The organism is Pseudomonas sp. B21-035 (genome assembly GCF_024748945.1).
GTDB lineage: Bacteria > Pseudomonadota > Gammaproteobacteria > Pseudomonadales > Pseudomonadaceae > Aquipseudomonas.
The window spans coordinates 1,527,782-1,543,894 of record NZ_CP087179.1 but is presented as its reverse complement, the minus strand read 5'-3'; the positions used below and the strand labels follow the sequence as shown (position 1 = coordinate 1,543,894).

Here is a 16,113-nt window from a genome sequence, read left to right as displayed (position 1 = left end):
GGCTCAACGCAGATGATTGCGCTCGTAGGTCTCGCGCCCCATCGCCGCAATCTGCCCCTCGATCAGCGCCTCGAACGGTTTTAACAGCGCGTCAAAATTAACCGGCGCCTCCAGCACGTTGAGCGCCTGCACCAGTGCCTCCAGAGTCGATACTGCCCCCGCCTGCGGCGCTTTGCGCAGGCGATAGCGCGAAGGCAGGACCTGGGCCAGGGTCACTCGCGGCAACGTGCCGAGCAACGGGTTCACATGCAACAACTTGCTCGCCTTGCGCCAGGTACCATCAGGCACCACCAGTTGCCACGGTCGCTGATCCTCGCCGTCGGCATAGGCCACCAGCGGCTGCGCCGCATCGCCCGGAAACAGCAAGGCACTGCGGTACCCCGGTGCTTGCAGCAGCTCAGGCAGATTCTCAAACACTTCGCCCACGTGCAATTGCGCATTGCGCAAGCCAAGCGCCGCCAGCTTGGCGGTATTGAGCGCATGGCGCACTTCACTGGGATGCTGCAGCAATAGCACGCGGGTACGGCTGTCGAGGGAAGGGATTAGCGGACAAAGGCAATGGGCTTGTGGGCGCAGGCAGCGCTCGCAGTGGATTCTGGACATCGGGTTCTCCTGAGCGGGCAAAGTGTGCCACAGCAGCCCCGAAAAAAGCCCACTTCCCTGTGGGAGAGACGAAAAGCTTCAGCGGTTGAAACGTTCGGCCAGGCTGTACAGGTAATCGGCCATGCGTTCGAGGTCCTGGCTGATCTCGGCGCCCTGCTTGGCCTGCCCGGCGCTGTGATCGCAGAGCTGGGCAATGCGGGTGATCTGCTGGTTGATGTCCTCGGCGACATGACTCTGCTGTTCCGAGGCCGTGGCCATCTGCTGGCTCATGCCGGTGATACGGCTGACCGCCTGGGTGATGCCCACCAGCGCCGACTGCACCGCCTCGACGCTGTGCACGCTGTCGCGGGAGATCTGCTCGCCCTTGCTGGCACTGGACACCGCCCGCTCGGCGCCGGCGCGCAACGAGGCGATAATCTGGTGGATCTCCTCGGTCGAGGTACGGGTACGCTGGGCCAGCGAGCGCACCTCGTCGGCGACCACGGCAAAGCCCCGGCCCTGCTCGCCGGCCCGCGCCGCCTCGATCGCCGCGTTGAGCGCCAGCAGGTTGGTCTGCTCGGCAATCGAGGTGATGACATCGACCACGCTGCCGATCGACTGGGTCTGATCGGCCAGGGCATTGACCGCCTGGCCGATGTCGCTGACCGCCTCGGCCATACTGCCCATGGCGCGCAGGCTTTGCTGCGCCAGGTCACTGCCCTGCTGGGCCAGGTGATCGGCATCGGAGGCGGCCGTAGCGGTGTTCTGCACGTTGTGCGTCACTTCTTGGATGGTCGCTGCCATTTGCGCAATCGCCGTGGCCGACTGATCGGTTTCGCTGCGTTGCTTGTCGAGCATCTGCGCCTGGGCCCCGGACAGGTCGGAGGATTGCGCGGCGCGCGTCTTGACCCCGACACCGGCATCCACCAGGCGCGTCAGGGCCGTTTGCAAGCGGGCTTCTTCACTGATGATCGCCAGGTCCAGCTGGCCCTGCAGGCCGCTGTTGTCGCTGTAGGTCAGGGCCACCAGAGGGCTGGTGAAGGCTTTCGGGTGTTCGCCCAGGGTGCGGCGGATCACCCGGTTCTGCCGCGCCTCGATCAGGTACCAGGCGCTGAGCAGGCTGGCCATCAGCACACCCAGGGCGGCGTACTGGGGCAGCCACAAATAGCTGATCACAGACAAAATACCAGCGCCGACCAAGGGCCAGCCGTGTTCCACTGTCGCGCCCAGTCGAGCCGCCAGCGGCACCGGGCTGCGCCCCTGGCGCAACCGTGCATACAACGCCGTGGCCCGGCGGATCTGCTCGCGGGTCGGTACCGAGCGCACCGACTCGTAGCCGCTGATCCGGCCGTTTTCGTAAATCGCCGTAACGTAAGCGCTGACCCAGTAGAAGTCGCCGTTTTTGGCGCGGTTCTTCACCACGCCCATCCAGGGTTTGCCCTGTTTGATGGTTTCCCACATATGCCCGAACACCGCGGGGGGCATGTCCGGATGACGCACCAGGTTGTGCGGCTGATCGAGCAATTCCTCGTAGGTAAAACCGCTGATGGCGACAAAGGCGTCGTTGCAATAGGTGATGCGGCTATTGAGGTCGGTAGTGGAAATCAGCCGCTGTTCGCTCGGAAAGGTTCTTTCATGCTCAGTGACGGGCAAATTCATGCGCATCTGGGCGATCCCTGCAAAGGAGAGATGGGAAATTTCATCAAGCCAATACAGGTTTAGCAGAGCAATTACGGGGTTGCGGCCGATATTTTCAGGAATTTTTGCAGCCAAGACTAAATTTATTAGGGGCCGTTTCGTTCAGGCTGGAGTGAGTTGCGCCTTGAGCAGATCGCGAAAGGTCTGGATCAAGGGTTCGCGGCTGCGGCCACGGCGAATGATCATGGAGAACGGTGCCTGATAGCCGAAGGTCGCCGGCGATAGCACCCGCAAATCGCCCTTGTCAGCCCAGGCCTGGGCATAGTGTTCCGGCAGGTAGCCGATATAGGCGCCGGACAACACCAGGATCAGTTGCGCCTCCATGCTCTCCACCGTTGCCGCGCTGTGCTTGAAGCCGTGGCGGGCAAGTTCAGCCTGGCTCCAGTAACCGCGACCGACCATGCGCTGCTGGGTAATCACCTGCTCGGGAATGCGCCGCTCGTTGAACAGCGGATGGCGGTTGCTGCAATACAGCCAATGTTGCTCGCGGTACAACGGCTGATACACCAGCCCGCTCATGCGCGTCGAAAAGGCGCCGATGGCCAGGTCCAGGCGGTTGTCCTGCACCCCCAGTTGCAGCTCGTAGGGGCTCGACACCGACAGGTGCAAGTGCACCGCCGGGTGCTCCTGGCTGTAGGCACCGATAGCTTCAGCCAAAGGCAAGGCCCGATCACCGACGGTGGAGTCGATCACCCCAAGGTTGAGGGTACCGCGCAATTCCCCCTTGAGCGCCGCCGCGTATTGCTCGAAACCGTCCATTTCTGCCAGCAGGCGCAAGGTCTCCTGGTGGAACAGTTCACCCTTGCTGGTCAGGCTGAAACCGCCACGGCCGCGATGGCAAAGGACGATGCCGAGGGCCGCCTCGAGCTGGCTCATGTAGGTACTGATGGCCGAGGTCGACAGGTTCAGCTCGCGCTGGGCATTGGCAAACCCCTGGTGGCGCACGATGCTGACGAAGATGCGCAGGAGTTTCAGGTCGGGCAAGGCAGAGGCCATGTGATCGCGGTCCGCAGGGCTACAGATGGCCGGATTCTAACCGCAATACCGGCATTAGTTCAGAAAAACCTGAACTAAGTATTTGCCTGTAGCGATTCTTTTCATCCACTACCTTTTGCAGACTCTGCCGCAATGCACCTGCTTGCCGGCATTTCAGGGGTTGCCCCAGGCCAGCCAGACAGGTTCCAACAACTAGAACAATCGAATCGATGAGGCCCGACCGTGGACAAGATTCTGCACCAACCACTGGGCGGCAACGAAATGCCGCGCTTCGGCGGCATCGCCACCATGCTCCGTCTCCCTCACCTGCAAAGCGCCGAAGGCCTGGATGCCGCGTTCATCGGCATCCCCCTGGACATCGGCACCTCGCTGCGCTCCGGCACCCGCTTCGGCCCACGGCAGATCCGCGCCGAATCGGTGATGATCCGCCCGTACAACATGGCCACTGGCGCTGCGCCCTTCGATTCGTTGTCGGTTGCCGATATCGGCGACGTGGCGATCAACACCTTCAACCTGCTCGACGCCGTGCGGATCATTGAAGAAGCCTACGACGAGATCCTCGAACACAACGTCATCCCCATGACCATGGGCGGCGACCACACCATCACCCTGCCGATCCTGCGCGCTATCCACAAGAAGCACGGCAAGGTCGGGCTGGTGCACATCGATGCCCACGCCGACGTCAACGATCACATGTTCGGCGAGAAGATCGCCCACGGCACCACCTTCCGCCGCGCCGTCGAAGAAGGCCTGCTGGACTGCGACCGCGTGGTGCAGATCGGCCTGCGCGCCCAGGGCTATACCGCCGAAGACTTCAACTGGAGCCGCAAGCAGGGCTTCCGTGTGGTCCAGGCCGAAGAGTGCTGGCACAAGTCGCTGGAGCCGTTGATGGCCGAAGTGCGCGAGAAAGTCGGTGGCGGCCCGGTGTACCTGAGCTTCGACATCGACGGTATCGACCCGGCCTGGGCACCGGGCACCGGCACCCCGGAAATCGGCGGCCTGACCACCATCCAGGCGATGGAAATCATCCGTGGTTGCCAGGGCCTGGACCTGATCGGCTGCGACCTGGTTGAAGTCTCGCCACCTTACGACACCACCGGCAACACCTCGCTGCTCGGTGCCAACCTGCTGTACGAAATGCTCTGTGCACTGCCGGGCGTGGTTCGCCGCTAACGGTAGTACACCAGGAGTTGCAACAGGGCAGGAGCCATGACAGTCGGGCCGCAACGACGGCCCACTGAGTAGACGAATGACCCGGCGCCAGGCTTGCCTGGCGCCGGGGTCGATCTCACCATAATAAAGATAATTGGAGACACCCATGGCCTTGGACATATTCGTTGTTCTGATTTATGCCGCCGGCATGCTCGCGCTCGGCTGGTTCGGCATGCGCCGGGCAAAAACCCATGAAGATTACCTGGTGGCCGGGCGCAACCTGGGCCCTAGCCTGTACATGGGCACCATGGCCGCCACGGTACTGGGCGGCGCGTCGACCGTCGGCACCGTACGCCTGGGCTATGTCCACGGGATTTCCGGCTTCTGGCTGTGCGCCGCGCTGGGCCTGGGCATCATCGCCCTGAACCTGTTCCTGGCCAAGCCGCTGCTGCGCCTGAAGATCTTCACCGTTACCCAGGTGCTGGAAAAACGCTACAACCCCATGGCCCGCCAGGCCAGTGCGGTGATCATGCTTGCCTACGCGCTGATGATCGCGGTGACCTCGACCCTGGCCATCGGCACCGTTTTGCAAGTGCTGTTCGACCTGCCGTTCTGGGGCGCGATCCTGCTCGGTGGTGGCGTCGTGGTGGTGTACTCGACCATCGGCGGCATGTGGTCGCTGACCCTGACCGACATCGTCCAGTTCGTGATCAAGACCGTCGGCCTGATGTTTGTCCTGCTGCCCATCTGCCTGTACAAGGTCGGTGGCTGGGATCAACTGGTGGCCAAGCTGCCGGCCAGCAACTTCAGCCTGACCACCATCGGCTGGGACACCATCATCACCTACTTCCTGATCTACTTCTTCGGCATCCTGATCGGCCAGGACATCTGGCAACGGGTGTTCACCGCCCGTGACGAGAAAGTCGCCAAGTACGCGGGCACCACTGCTGGCGTGTACTGCGTGATCTACGGCCTGGTGTGCGCACTGATCGGCATGGCCGCGCATGTCCTCCTGCCGGACCTGGACAACGCCAACAACGCCTTTGCCGCGATCGTCAAATCCACCCTGCCTGACGGTATCCGTGGCCTGGTGATTGCCGCTGCGCTGGCAGCGATGATGTCCACCGCCAGTGCTGGCCTGCTGGCCGCCTCCACGGTCCTGACTGAAGACCTGCTGCCGAAACTGCGCGGCGGCAAGCAGTCGAGCCTGGGCATCAACCGCCTGTTCACCCTGCTGACCGGTATTGCCGTACTGGGTATCGCCTTGGTGGTAACCGATGTGATCAGCGCCTTGACCCTGGCCTACAACCTGCTGGTGGGCGGCATGCTGATTCCGCTGATCGGCGCCATCTACTGGAAACGCGCCACCACTGCGGCGGCGATCACCAGCATGACCCTGGGCTTCGTTACCGCCCTGGCGTTCATGATCATGGATGGGATGGATGCCAACACGCCGATCTACTACAGCCTGGCGATCGGTCTGGTGAGCTTTGTGGTAGTCAGCCTGATGTCGCGCCGCCCGGTAGGCGCCGTCAACCTGGCCTGATAGACAGGTGCACCACGGCCGTCGCATCAGCAATGATGCGGCGGCCGATGTGTTTTAGCGACGTGGCTGGCGCTTGCGCTGTTCTTCGTCGGTAGGGATCGGCACCGGCTGCAGCGGTGGCGGGATCAGGCCCAGGGCAGCGGCCAGGTCGTGGAGCCAGTTGAACAGATGGTTTCTCATAACTCCCCCTTACGGGTCAGCCTGCACGGCGAATAAATCCTGCGATGCTTCATACAGATCATAGTCCCAAGTATTGCAATGCGCATGTCTGTGCAACATGACTTGAGGGCAAGTTTGATCTCAATCAAGCCTCCTGCGCCATCTGCGCTGCCTGGGTAACTGTTTCCCCTTGTTGCAAATCGATCCAGGCGCTCAAATTCGCCCCGCGCATGCCCTTGCGCCACATCAGCCAGGTGGTGGCCTGATCGAACGGCGCCTGCAGGCGATGCACCGCCACCCGTTCGCGGCCCGGCAGGCTGTCGAGCATCGACTGCGCCATCAACGCAACCCCAGCCCCGGCTATCACACAGGCGAGCATGCTCGGGTACGACTCGATCTCCATGACCCGGCCCATGGCCGCGTGATCGTGGGCATACCAGGCCTCCAGGCGCATCCGGTACGAACAGCCTTGACGAAAGGTGAACACCGCCCGCCCGGCGACATCGCGGGCACTGCGCACCGGCCCATGGCCGGGTTCGGTGATCAGCACCAGGGTTTCGTCGCACAGCGGCACGCCGTCGAGCCCGGCCAGGGCCAGCGGCCCATCCACCAGGGCGGCATCCAGGCGGCCGCTGAGCAAGCCTTCGAGCAACTCGCCGCTGGGCGCCGCCTGCACCTGCAGGTTCACCGCCGGGTAAGCGCTGTGGTAACGGGCCAGCAAGTCGGGCAAATGAATGGCCGCAGTGCTGTACATCGAGCCCAGCACGAACTCCCCGGCCGGCTGCCCGCCCTGCACGGCGGCAAAGGCCTCATCGTGCAGGGCGAGCATGCGCCCGGCGTAATCGAGCAGCACCTTGCCCGCCGGCGACAGCTGCAAGCGCTGGCGCTCGCGGCGAAACAGCTCAACGCCCAGTTGCTCTTCGAGCTGGCGCAGGCGCGTCGACAGGTTCGACGGCACCCGGTGCAGGCGCTCGGCGGCGCGGGTCACCGAGCCCTCCTCGGCCACCGCCTGGAAAATCCGCAATTGGCTGAGCTCCACGAGCCATTCTCCAAAACAGAACAAGTTACTCATCATTATTCAATTTTATTGAAAGTCAACCGGCTTTAGCCTGACGGTCATTCACGCTTGTGCAGGAATTGCCGCCATGTCGCCAGTTGTTCGCCTTCTCGCCTGTGCCGTTGCCCTGATGATGGCCATGGGCATCGGCCGCTTCGCCCTCACCCCACAGCTGCCGCACCTGATCAGCGAAGGGCAGGTCAGCCTGACCGCCGCCGGCCTGATCGCCGCCGCCAACTACCTGGGCTATCTGCTCGGCGCCCTGGATGCGATGTTCGCCCGCCGCCCGGGCCAGGTCAGCGCGCGCCTGCACGGTGGGCTGTGGCTGTGCGTCGTGCTGACCCTGGCGTCGTTCTCGGCCAGCGGTTTCTGGGCTCACCTGCTGCTGCGCTTTGGCACCGGCGTTGCCAGCGCCTGGGTGCTGGTGATGCTCACCAGCCTCAGCCAGCAGGTGGCAGCGGCCAGCAATCGGCCACGGCTCGGCGCCCTGGTGTTTGCCGGGCCCGGGGTGGGAATTTTTTTAACCGGAATGCTGGCGCTGATCGCCAACCTCAACGGACTGGGCTCGGCGCCGCTGTGGTTGATCTATGCCGCCGTTGCCCTGTTGATGCTGCTGATCGTGCTGCCAGCGCTGCCACGCCCGCAGACGCTAGCGCCTACTGTCAGCGGGGCGCGCGTCCAGCCAGCCGGGCAAGGAATTGCCCGCCTGGGCCTGGTGTATGCGCTGTACGGTATCGGCTACATCATCCCCGCGACCTTCATGTCGCAGATGGCCAGCGCGCGCTTTCACGGGCAGTGGCTGGCCGACCTTTTCTGGCCCGGCTTTGGTCTCGCGGCGGCGCTGGGCGTGCTGCTGGTCAGCCTGCGCCGCCCAGGCATGGGCAGCACCTCAAGCTGGCTGATCGCAACCCTGTGGCTGCAGGCCGCCGGCGTGTTCGCCTGCCTGCTGGGCAACGGCCCGGGCCTGGCGCTGGGGGTAATCCTCTGTGGCGGCCCGTTCCTGGCCTGCATGCAACTGGTAATGCAACGCTCGCGGGAGCTGGCACCGCACGCCAGCCAGCGCAATGCCGGGCTTTTGACCGCCTGTTTTGCCCTGGGCCAGCTCAGTGGACCGCTGCTGGCGGCGCTGAGCAATCAGTTCGCCGGCAGCCTGCAGGCAGCGCTGCTGATCGCCGCCAGCGGGCCTGGTGCTCGCCGGCCTGCTGCTGTTGCGCCCGCAGGCTAGCCGAGCAGGCTGCGCAGGCGCCGGCGCACCCACTGTTCAGCGCTGACCAGGGTCACCCCGAGCAGCACCATGATCGCGCCGAGGACGAAATTCAGGCTCAACGGCTCGCCCAGCAACAGCACGCCGAAAGTCACCCCGAACAACGGAGTAATGAACGAGAACACCGCCAGGTTCGAGGCCAGATAGCGGCGCAGCAGCCAGAACCAGGTCAGGTAACTGAAAAAACGACACGATCAGGCCCTGAAACAGCAGGCTGCCGATCGACAGCGGGGTGAACTGCACCTGGGTAACCTGGCCACTGGCGACAGCGATCAACAGCAGGCCGACAAAACCGACCGCCAGTTGATAGAACAGCGTCAGGGTCGCTGGCGCCTCCGACAGCCGCGAAGCGCGCACCACCACGGTGGTTGCGCCCCAGGCCAGGCCCGCCAGCACCCCGAAGGCATCACCCAGCAGCATTTGTGCGTCCAGATGCTCAAGGGAAACGCCACCGGCAAAGGCGAAGGCAATACCGCCAAAGGCCAGCAGGATGCCCAGCCACTGCAAGGGCCGCAGCCGCTCGCTGGGCAGCATGAAATGCAAGCCCAGGGCGGTAAACACCGGTGCGGTGTAGAGGAATACCGACATGTGCGCCGCCGAGGTCAGCTTCAGGCCTTCGGCGATGAACAGAAACTCCAGGCCAAACAGGGAACCGGCCAGTAGCCCGCCGCGCCAGGTGCTGGAGACCTGGTCCCAGCCGCCACGAAAACACATCAGCAGGCCGACCAGCACTGCCGCCATCCCCGAGCGCATGGCTTGCTGCATCACCGGGGCAATATCCGGTGCGGCCCACTTGATCATCACCTGCTGGATGCCCCAGATCAGGCACAGCACCAGCATCACTTGCAGGGCAAAGGCATCGGTATTGCGGCGGCTGGCGCTCATCGGGCGCCCCCGGTTTCTGGCAGCAACATGGCAGGCTCTCGGCAGAAGTGGATCCAGCGCCGATTATCAGCGGCGGCGGCCGCTCAATGCCAGCCTTGTGTTACCTGCTTCAGGCAATCTGCGCCTTGGAGGCCAAATGATCGAAAGTCGCCTCGTCCAATGCATCCTCCTGTTCATCCAGCACCTGGCGCGGGTGATCGTTGCCCGGAATGCTGCTGTCCAGCAGGCTCAGCAGCCGCGAGCCCCGCTCGGTAAGGATGAAGTTCTCGCCGTTGCCGCCCTCGTCTTCCGGGCGTGAGGCAAAGTAACCGCGCTCGAACAGCAGCTTTTCATACTCACATGCCAGGGTTTTCAGATGATCGAGATCGCCAGGGGCTGCGCCTTCGGCCGCCAGCTGGGCCGCATGCTGCTCGGCGTAGGGCCTGGGGGTAAAACTGTGGCCGGCGCTGTTCTGCGCTTCGTGCAACAGGCGTTCGATCAGGTCCCAGTCGTAGGTGGTCATCGGCATAGCCTCAATCAGGGGTAGGTAAGATTGTGACCGGTGTACGCGGCTGCGGTTCGACTGAACTTTCGCCGCCCGGCCAGGCTCAACCGCAAGACTTCACCTTGATTGCCCAGGAGCCTGCCGATGAAAACCCTGTTGAACATTGCAGCCGCCGCCAGCCTGCTGCTGGCCCTGCCCGGCTGGGCGTGCACGCTGGAGGAAGCGACGGCCAAGCGCGAAGAACTGGCCAAGGAAGTGAGCAAGCTCACCGAGCAGAACCCGCAGAAGGCCAAGGAGATCAACGACGAGCTGCAGAAGATGGAGCTGGGCACGGCCAGCAAGGACTTGCCGGACAAGTGCCAACTGATCGACAAGCGGATGCAGGAATTGAAGACCGCTGAGAAGAAGACTTGAAATCGGGGTGAAACAATCGCGGGTCAAGTCGGGTCGCCGCACCGCCGCTCCCACAAGGGCTGCAAAGAACCTGTGGGAGGACTATGAAGCCTGCGCTTACTCCGCAGCCGGCGCCGGTTTGCGGCGCTTGAGCGGTGCCAGGCCGTCGGCGCTGGCCAGCGGCGTGTTAGGCTTTGGCTTGGCTGTTGGCTTGCGCTTGGCCACAACCTTCTTGTCGCCCTTTTTATCGGTCTTTTTCTTTTTCACACCGGCCGCCTTGCCCGAGGCCTTGACCTTCTTCGGCCCGGTGTAGGTGCCTTTGACTTCCTTGATGACCCGGCGCTCGAAGGTCTGCTTCAGGTAGCGCTCGATGCTCGACATCAGGTTCCAGTCGCCGTGACAGATCAACGACACCGCCAGGCCTTCGTTACCGGCACGGCCGGTACGGCCGATGCGGTGCACGTATTCGTCGCCGCTGCGCGGCATGTCGAAGTTGATTACCAGGTCCAGGCCATCGACGTCCAGGCCGCGGGCGGCAACGTCAGTAGCCACGAGGATCTTGGCGCCGCCCTGCTTCAGGCGCTCGATGGCCAGCTTGCGATCTTTCTGGTCCTTGTCGCCGTGCAGGACGAAAGCCTTGTAGTCCTTGGCCACCAGGTGACCGTAGATGCGGTCGGCCATCACCCGGGTGTTGGTGAAGATGATCGCCTTGTCGTAGGTCTCGTTCTCCAGCAGCCACTGCACGATCTGTTCTTTGTGCTGGTTGTGGTCAGCGGTGATGATCTGCTGGCGGGTGCCTTCGGCCAGCTGGCTGACGCTGTTGAGCATCAGGTGCTCAGGGGTTTTCAGCACCTTGCCGATCATGTCGCGCAGGCCGGCACCGCCGGTGGTGGCGGAGAACAGCATGGTCTGTTCACGATTCGGGCACTCGTTGCACAGGCGCTCGACGTCTTCGGCAAAGCCCATGTCGAGCATGCGGTCGGCTTCATCGAGCACGATCACCTGGACATGCTCCAGGTGCAGGTTGCCGGCATTGAGCTGCTCGAGCAGGCGGCCCGGGGTGCCGATCAGCACGTCCGGCACCTTGCGCAGCATCGCGGCCTGCTCCTTGAAGTCTTCGCCACCGGTGATCAGCCCGGCCTTGATGAAAGTGAACTGGGAGAAGCGCTCGACTTCCTTGAGGGTCTGCTGCGCCAGCTCGCGGGTCGGCAACAGCACCAGGGCACGAATCTCGACGCGTTTCTGCTTGAGGTCAACCAGGCGGTTGAGCATCGGCAGGACGAAGGCTGCGGTCTTGCCGCTACCGGTTTGCGCCGTCACCCGCAGGTCACGCCCTTGCAACGCCAAAGGGATGGCCGCTGCCTGCACCGGCGTCGGCTCGACAAATTTCAGCTCGGCCACGGCTTTGAGCAGGCGTTCGTGCAGGGCGAATTGGGAAAACACGGGTGTACCTCGGGCATGTGCAAAAAATTCAGTTGCATAGGGTAACGTTTTCCGGCGTCGGAGCCGAATTTCTTTTGGCAACTTCTTGCCGATCCGCGCTCTAATGGCCTTGTTTTCGACTTGCGGACCCTTTACGACACCGTTATGGACATTCAACAGCTGTGGCAAAACACCCTGGACCTCTGGGGCACCCTTGATCAACACCCGCTACTGCACGCCGGTATCGGCCTGGGCGTATTGCTGGTGATCGCCCTGCTGCTCGGCCGCGTGGCGCGCTTTCTGGTGCTGCACGCCGCCCGTCTGCTAGGCCGCCAGCCAGCCCTGCACTGGGTCAATGACCTGCGCGAGAACAAAGTGTTCCAGCGCCTGGCCCAGACCACCCCGTCACTGGTGGTGCAGTTTGGCCTCAAACTGGTGCCGGAGCTGAGCGCCACCAGCCAGCACTTTCTCGGCAACCTCGCCCTGGCCTTCACCATCCTGTTCCTGACCCTGGCCCTGAGCGCCCTGCTCGACGCCCTGCTGGACATCTACGCGCGCACCGAGCACGCCCGCACCCGCTCGATCAAGGGTTACGTGCAACTGGCGAAGATGGTCCTGTTCGTGTTCGGCGCCATCGTTATCGTCGCCACCCTGATCGACCGCTCGCCGCTATTGCTGCTCTCGGGTCTGGGCGCCATGTCGGCGGTCATCTTGCTGGTCTACAAGGACACCCTGCTGTCGTTCGTCGCCAGCGTGCAGTTGACCAGCAACGACATGCTGCGGGTCGGCGACTGGATCGAGATGCCCCAGGTCGGCGCCGACGGCGACGTGGTCGACATCACCCTGCACACGGTCAAGGTGCAGAACTTCGACAAGACCATCGTCTCCATCCCCACCTGGCGCTTGATGTCCGAGTCGTTCAAGAACTGGCGCGGCATGCAGCAGTCGGGCGGGCGACGGATCAAGCGCAGCCTGTTCATCGATGCCGGCGGCGTGCGCTTCCTGCGCTCCGATGAGGAGCAGCGCCTGAGCGAAGTACGCCTGCTGACCGACTACATTGCCCGCAAGCGCAGTGAGCTCAGAGCCTGGAACGAGGCCCAGGGCAATGTCGCCGAACTGTCCGCCAACCGTCGCCGGATGACCAACATCGGCACCTTCCGTGCCTATGCCCTGGCCTACCTGAAGAGCCACCCGGAGATCCAGCCGAACATGACCTGCATGGTCCGCCAGATGCAGACCACCGCCCAGGGCGTGCCGCTGGAAATCTACTGCTTCACGCGCACCACGGCGTGGGCCGACTACGAGCGGATCCAGGGCGACATCTTCGACTACCTGCTGGCGGTGATGCCGGAGTTCGGCCTGAGCCTGTACCAGCAACCCAGCGGCAATGACCTGCGCGCCGGCCTGTTACCCTCGACCCTGCCCAGCCAGCAGCGGGCGCTGAGTGCCGAGACGACTGAGCCATAGCGACGCGAGGATCACCGCCCCGCCGATGAACAACCGGCCCAGCGGCTCGTGCTGGTTCCAGATCAGCAAATTGAGCAGCAAACCGACCGGCACGTGCAGGTTGTTCATCACCGCCAGGGTGCCGCCGGAAACCAGGCAGGCACCCTTGTTCCACCAGTACAAGCCCAGTGCCGTCGGGCACAGCCCCAAAAACAGCAGCACCAGCCATTGCACCTCGGTGCTCGGCAGGTGCTGGCTGTTGCCGAATAGCAAAAAGGCCGGTAGCACCACCAGCAAGGCGCCCAGGTAGAAGTAACCGAAACGCCGGTAATGCGGCAGGTCGCTGGGGTTGCGTGCGATCAGGTGACGGTACAGCACCTGCCCGGCGGCATAGGTGAAGTTGGCCAGTTGCAGCAGCAAGAAGCCGATGAAAAAGTCCGGGCTGATGCTGTCGAAGCGAATCACCGCCGCGCCGGCAACCGCCACCAGCGCCGCCACCAACGCCCAGGGGTTGAAGCGCCGGTTCAGGGCATCTTCGATCAGGGTCACGTGCAAGGGCGTGAGAATGGTGAACAGCAGCACCTCCGGCACCGTCAGCACGCGGAAGCTCAGGTACAGGCAGACATAGGTGATGCCGTACTGCAGCGCACCGATCAGCAGCATCGAACGCATGAAGCGCGCTTCGACCTGGCGCCAGCGGGTCAGCGGCAGGAACACCAGGCCGGCCAGCAACACCCGCGCCAGCACGGCGAAATAGCTGTCGACATGCCCGGCCAGGTACTCGCCGATCAGGCTGAAGGAAAACGCCTGGATCAGCGCGACGATCAATAAATAGCCCATGTTGGCCCCTTGCTGTGGAGGCGGCGACCTTAACGGTTAGCGGCTAGCCCGGCAATAGTCGCTGGCAAGGCCGGCTAGCACGCCAAGCAGCATAAAAAAGCCCGGTCACGCGCAAGGCAGACCGGGCAGGTACACCCAAAGGAGCAACAGGTGTCAGGCGGGAAAAATCATTGCCGGCTTATGCCACGGCGGCAAGCTGCGCCTTGGCCTGGTTCAGGCCCTTCTCGTGGAAATCGCCGCCCATGTTCAGGCCTTCGGCGTGGATGAAGGTCACGTCATGGATACCGATGAAGGCCATGACCTGGCGCAGGTAAGGTTCCTGGTGATCGCTGCTGGCGCCGGCATGAATGCCGCCGCGAGCGGTAAGGATGTAGGCGCGCTTGCCGGTCAGCAGGCCCTGGGGCCCGGTTTCGGTGTACTTGAAGGTGATGCCGGCGCGCAGTACGTGGTCCAGCCAGGCCTTGAGGGTGCTGGGGATGGTGAAGTTGTACATCGGCGCGGCCAGCACCAGTACATCGGCGGCCAGCACTTCATTGGTCAGCTCGTTGGAGCGAGCCAGGGCCTTTAGCTCTTCGGCATTGCGCTGGGTTTCGGGCTTCATCCAGCCGCCGAGCAGGTTGCCATCCAGGTGCGGCACCGGGTTGGCGGCCAGGTCGCGCAGGGTCACCTGGTCGGCCGGGTGGGCGGCTTGCCACTGGCTGACGAAGTCGCGGGTCAGTTGCCGGGAGATCGAGTCCTGCTGGCGGGCGCTGCTTTCGATGACGAGTACACGGGACATGGGGCTTGCCTCCATCGGCGAGTTCGGTAAGTCGATGGAGGCAAGATTAATGATTGACCTATCGATAAAAAAGCGTAAAAACTGGGTCCAACCTATCAGTTAAATTGTTTTATTTCGGCTTACATTCCAAGGCGATGCGCAGCTTGATGATTTCCCGGTTGAACTTGGCAGTGGCATCGACGCTTTTTTTCGCCGGCACATTCACCCGGCGTACCCGTGGCGCTTCCGGGCCATTGCGGAAAGTCACCTTGCACTGGGCATCGACGTCGCCATAGTTGTTGACGCTGATCGAACCGATGTCACGGTCGGTGTCGTAGGTGGTGTAGTCGACCTTGACGCCGTCGATGTCTTTTTTCACGTCGATGGGATAGGCCAGGGCCGTGAGCGGAAGCAGGGCCAGCAATACAGCACAACATTTCTTCATACGACGCTCTCCATGAAAGAGCGCCAGCTTAGGACAACAGGAGCCGAAGATGAAAGCGCCGCGCGTAACCCTGGATCAGTGGCGGACCCTGCAGGCGGTGGTCGATCACGGCGGTTTTGCCCAGGCCGCCGAGGCCCTGCACCGTTCGCAATCCTCGGTGAGCTATACCGTGGCGCGCATGCAGGACCAGCTCGGCGTACCGCTGCTGCGTATCGACGGGCGCAAGGCGGTGCTGACCGAGGCCGGCAACGTGCTGCTGCGCCGCTCGCGGCAACTGGTCAAGCAGGCCAGCCAGCTTGAAGACCTGGCCCATCACATGGAACAGGGCTGGGAAGCCGAAGTGCGCCTGGTGGTCGATGCCGCCTACCCCAATGCCCGCCTGGTCCGCGCCTTGAGCGCGTTCATGCCGCAAAGCCGTGGCTGCCGGGTGCGCCTGCGCGAAGAGGTGCTGTCCGGGGTCGAAGAGGTGCTGCATGAAGGCATTGCGGACCTTGCCATCAGCGGCTTCAACATTTCCGGCTACCTGGGCACCGAACTGAGTTCGGTCGAATTCGTCGCCGTCGCCCACCCCGAACACAGCCTGCACCGCTTGAACCGGGAACTGAGCTTCCAGGACCTGGAAAGCCAGCTGCAGGTGGTGATTCGCGATTCAGGCCGCGCCCAGCCACGCGATGTCGGCTGGCTGGGCGCCGAACAGCGCTGGACGGTCGGCAGCCTGGCCACCGCCGCCACTTTCGTCAGCAGCGGCCTGGGCTTTGCCTGGCTGCCGCGGCATCTGATCGAACGCGAGCTGCGTGAAGGCCTGCTCAAGCCTTTACCACTGGATCAGGGTGGCAGTCGCCACCCACTGTTCTACCTTTACTCGAACAAGGACAAACCTCTGGGCCCGGCAACGCAGATCCTCGTCGAATTGCTGCGCAATTTCGACACCGCACCGCTGGATGTGCCCTTCGCCGCGCCCGCCCAAGCCTGACAGGAATCACGCCG

General features: G+C 63.3%; 14 protein-coding genes and 4 pseudogenes. 6 read left to right on the top strand and 12 right to left on the bottom strand.

The window, feature by feature from the left end; all coding sequences use genetic code 11:
- Positions 1-3 precede the first annotated feature (3 nt).
- From LOY22_RS07135 to LOY22_RS07125, 4 genes and pseudogenes are all read right to left on the bottom strand, one after another.
- Entirely contained in the window at positions 4-603 is a 600-nt protein-coding gene (locus LOY22_RS07135; protein WP_258596978.1) for a tRNA-uridine aminocarboxypropyltransferase, read from the bottom strand.
- A 78-nt stretch (positions 604-681) separates the two neighbouring features.
- Positions 682-1,656: pseudogene (locus LOY22_RS27030) on the bottom strand (methyl-accepting chemotaxis protein); the annotation flags it as partial.
- A gap of 279 nt (positions 1,657-1,935) precedes the next feature.
- Positions 1,936-2,241, bottom strand: a pseudogene (locus tag LOY22_RS27025) (PAS domain-containing protein); the annotation flags it as partial.
- Positions 2,242-2,382: 141 nt separating this feature from the next.
- The gene (locus tag LOY22_RS07125) at positions 2,383-3,276 is read right to left on the bottom strand and encodes a LysR family transcriptional regulator (protein ID WP_045193391.1); all 894 of its coding nucleotides are present in this window, start codon (positions 3,274-3,276) and stop codon (positions 2,383-2,385) included.
- A gap of 222 nt (positions 3,277-3,498) precedes the next feature.
- Between LOY22_RS07125 and speB the strand changes: the two genes are divergently transcribed.
- On the top strand, positions 3,499-4,449 hold the full coding sequence (gene speB / locus LOY22_RS07120) for an agmatinase (protein ID WP_045193392.1): 951 nt from the start codon (positions 3,499-3,501) through the stop codon (positions 4,447-4,449).
- 145 nt (positions 4,450-4,594) lie between these two features.
- Positions 4,595-5,974, top strand: a complete 1,380-nt coding sequence (locus LOY22_RS07115) for a sodium:solute symporter (protein ID WP_045193393.1) — start codon at positions 4,595-4,597, stop codon at positions 5,972-5,974.
- A 54-nt stretch (positions 5,975-6,028) separates the two neighbouring features.
- On the opposite strand, the gene LOY22_RS07110 is transcribed toward LOY22_RS07115, so the two are convergent.
- Positions 6,029-6,154, bottom strand: a complete 126-nt coding sequence (locus tag LOY22_RS07110; RefSeq protein WP_010223057.1) for a PA1414 family protein — start codon at positions 6,152-6,154, stop codon at positions 6,029-6,031.
- A gap of 124 nt (positions 6,155-6,278) precedes the next feature.
- Positions 6,279-7,172 (bottom strand): putrescine utilization regulator PtrR, encoded by an 894-nt coding sequence (gene ptrR / locus LOY22_RS07105; RefSeq protein ID WP_045193394.1) that lies wholly within the window; start codon positions 7,170-7,172, stop codon positions 6,279-6,281.
- 106 nt (positions 7,173-7,278) lie between these two features.
- Between ptrR and LOY22_RS07100 the strand changes: the two are divergent.
- Positions 7,279-8,461, top strand: a pseudogene (locus LOY22_RS07100) (YbfB/YjiJ family MFS transporter).
- Here the strand turns inward: LOY22_RS07100 and LOY22_RS07095 are convergent.
- Together LOY22_RS07095 and LOY22_RS07090 are read right to left on the bottom strand one after the other, a co-directional pair.
- Positions 8,412-9,339 (bottom strand): annotated as a pseudogene (locus tag LOY22_RS07095) (DMT family transporter). The pseudogenes LOY22_RS07100 and LOY22_RS07095 sit on opposite strands and share 50 nt — an antisense overlap.
- A 109-nt stretch (positions 9,340-9,448) precedes the next feature.
- Complete coding sequence (locus tag LOY22_RS07090; RefSeq protein ID WP_093385881.1) at positions 9,449-9,841, bottom strand: transcriptional regulator; 393 nt, start codon at positions 9,839-9,841, stop codon at positions 9,449-9,451.
- Between the two features lie 126 nt (positions 9,842-9,967).
- Between LOY22_RS07090 and LOY22_RS07085 the strand changes: the two genes are divergently transcribed.
- Positions 9,968-10,237 carry a hypothetical protein gene (locus tag LOY22_RS07085; RefSeq protein ID WP_045193398.1) on the top strand — a complete coding sequence of 90 codons (270 nt, stop codon included), beginning with the start codon at positions 9,968-9,970 and terminating at the stop codon, positions 10,235-10,237.
- 96 nt (positions 10,238-10,333) lie between these two features.
- Here LOY22_RS07085 and LOY22_RS07080 read toward each other — a convergent pair whose 3' ends face one another.
- Positions 10,334-11,659 carry a DEAD/DEAH box helicase gene (locus tag LOY22_RS07080; RefSeq protein WP_258596973.1) on the bottom strand — a complete coding sequence of 442 codons (1,326 nt, stop codon included), beginning with the start codon at positions 11,657-11,659 and terminating at the stop codon, positions 10,334-10,336.
- 144 nt (positions 11,660-11,803) lie between these two features.
- Between LOY22_RS07080 and LOY22_RS07075 the strand changes: the two genes are divergently transcribed.
- Positions 11,804-13,105 (top strand): mechanosensitive ion channel family protein, encoded by a 1,302-nt coding sequence (locus LOY22_RS07075; protein ID WP_045193400.1) that lies wholly within the window; start codon positions 11,804-11,806, stop codon positions 13,103-13,105.
- On the opposite strand, the gene LOY22_RS07070 is transcribed toward LOY22_RS07075, so the two are convergent.
- The 3 genes from LOY22_RS07070 to LOY22_RS07060 all read right to left on the bottom strand — a co-directional run bounded on the left by LOY22_RS07070 (position 13,046) and on the right by LOY22_RS07060 (position 15,126).
- Positions 13,046-13,924: a carboxylate/amino acid/amine transporter gene (locus LOY22_RS07070; protein WP_045193401.1), complete on the bottom strand. Its 879-nt coding sequence runs from the start codon at positions 13,922-13,924 to the stop codon at positions 13,046-13,048. The two genes, LOY22_RS07075 and LOY22_RS07070, sit on opposite strands and share 60 nt — an antisense overlap.
- A gap of 178 nt (positions 13,925-14,102) precedes the next feature.
- Positions 14,103-14,702, bottom strand: a complete 600-nt coding sequence (locus tag LOY22_RS07065) for an FMN-dependent NADH-azoreductase (RefSeq protein ID WP_093385994.1) — start codon at positions 14,700-14,702, stop codon at positions 14,103-14,105.
- A gap of 109 nt (positions 14,703-14,811) precedes the next feature.
- Entirely contained in the window at positions 14,812-15,126 is a 315-nt protein-coding gene (locus LOY22_RS07060; RefSeq protein WP_093385999.1) for a 3-phosphoglycerate kinase, read from the bottom strand.
- A 49-nt stretch (positions 15,127-15,175) separates the two neighbouring features.
- Here LOY22_RS07060 and LOY22_RS07055 point away from each other — a divergent pair, with 49 nt between their 5' ends.
- Positions 15,176-16,099: a LysR family transcriptional regulator gene (locus tag LOY22_RS07055; RefSeq protein WP_045193404.1), complete on the top strand. Its 924-nt coding sequence runs from the start codon at positions 15,176-15,178 to the stop codon at positions 16,097-16,099.
- Positions 16,100-16,113 lie beyond the last annotated feature (14 nt).

Bases quoted from the DNA above. Each gene is read 5' to 3' on its own strand.
- LOY22_RS07085 (WP_045193398.1), top strand. From the start codon at position 9,968: ATGAAAACCCTGTTGAACATTGCAGCCGCCGCCAGCCTGCTGCTGGCC.
- LOY22_RS07070 (WP_045193401.1), bottom strand. From the start codon at position 13,924: ATGGGCTATTTATTGATCGTCGCGCTGATCCAGGCGTTTTCCTTCAGC.
- LOY22_RS07055 (WP_045193404.1), top strand. From the start codon at position 15,176: ATGAAAGCGCCGCGCGTAACCCTGGATCAGTGGCGGACCCTGCAGGCG.
- LOY22_RS07090 (WP_093385881.1), bottom strand. From the start codon at position 9,841: ATGACCACCTACGACTGGGACCTGATCGAACGCCTGTTGCACGAAGCG.
- LOY22_RS07110 (WP_010223057.1), bottom strand. From the start codon at position 6,154: ATGAGAAACCATCTGTTCAACTGGCTCCACGACCTGGCCGCTGCCCTG.
- LOY22_RS07075 (WP_045193400.1), top strand. From the start codon at position 11,804: ATGGACATTCAACAGCTGTGGCAAAACACCCTGGACCTCTGGGGCACC.
- LOY22_RS07060 (WP_093385999.1), bottom strand. From the start codon at position 15,126: ATGAAGAAATGTTGTGCTGTATTGCTGGCCCTGCTTCCGCTCACGGCC.
- LOY22_RS07065 (WP_093385994.1), bottom strand. From the start codon at position 14,702: ATGTCCCGTGTACTCGTCATCGAAAGCAGCGCCCGCCAGCAGGACTCG.
- LOY22_RS07125 (WP_045193391.1), bottom strand. From the start codon at position 3,276: ATGGCCTCTGCCTTGCCCGACCTGAAACTCCTGCGCATCTTCGTCAGC.
- LOY22_RS07135 (WP_258596978.1), bottom strand. From the start codon at position 603: ATGTCCAGAATCCACTGCGAGCGCTGCCTGCGCCCACAAGCCCATTGC.
- LOY22_RS07115 (WP_045193393.1), top strand. From the start codon at position 4,595: ATGGCCTTGGACATATTCGTTGTTCTGATTTATGCCGCCGGCATGCTC.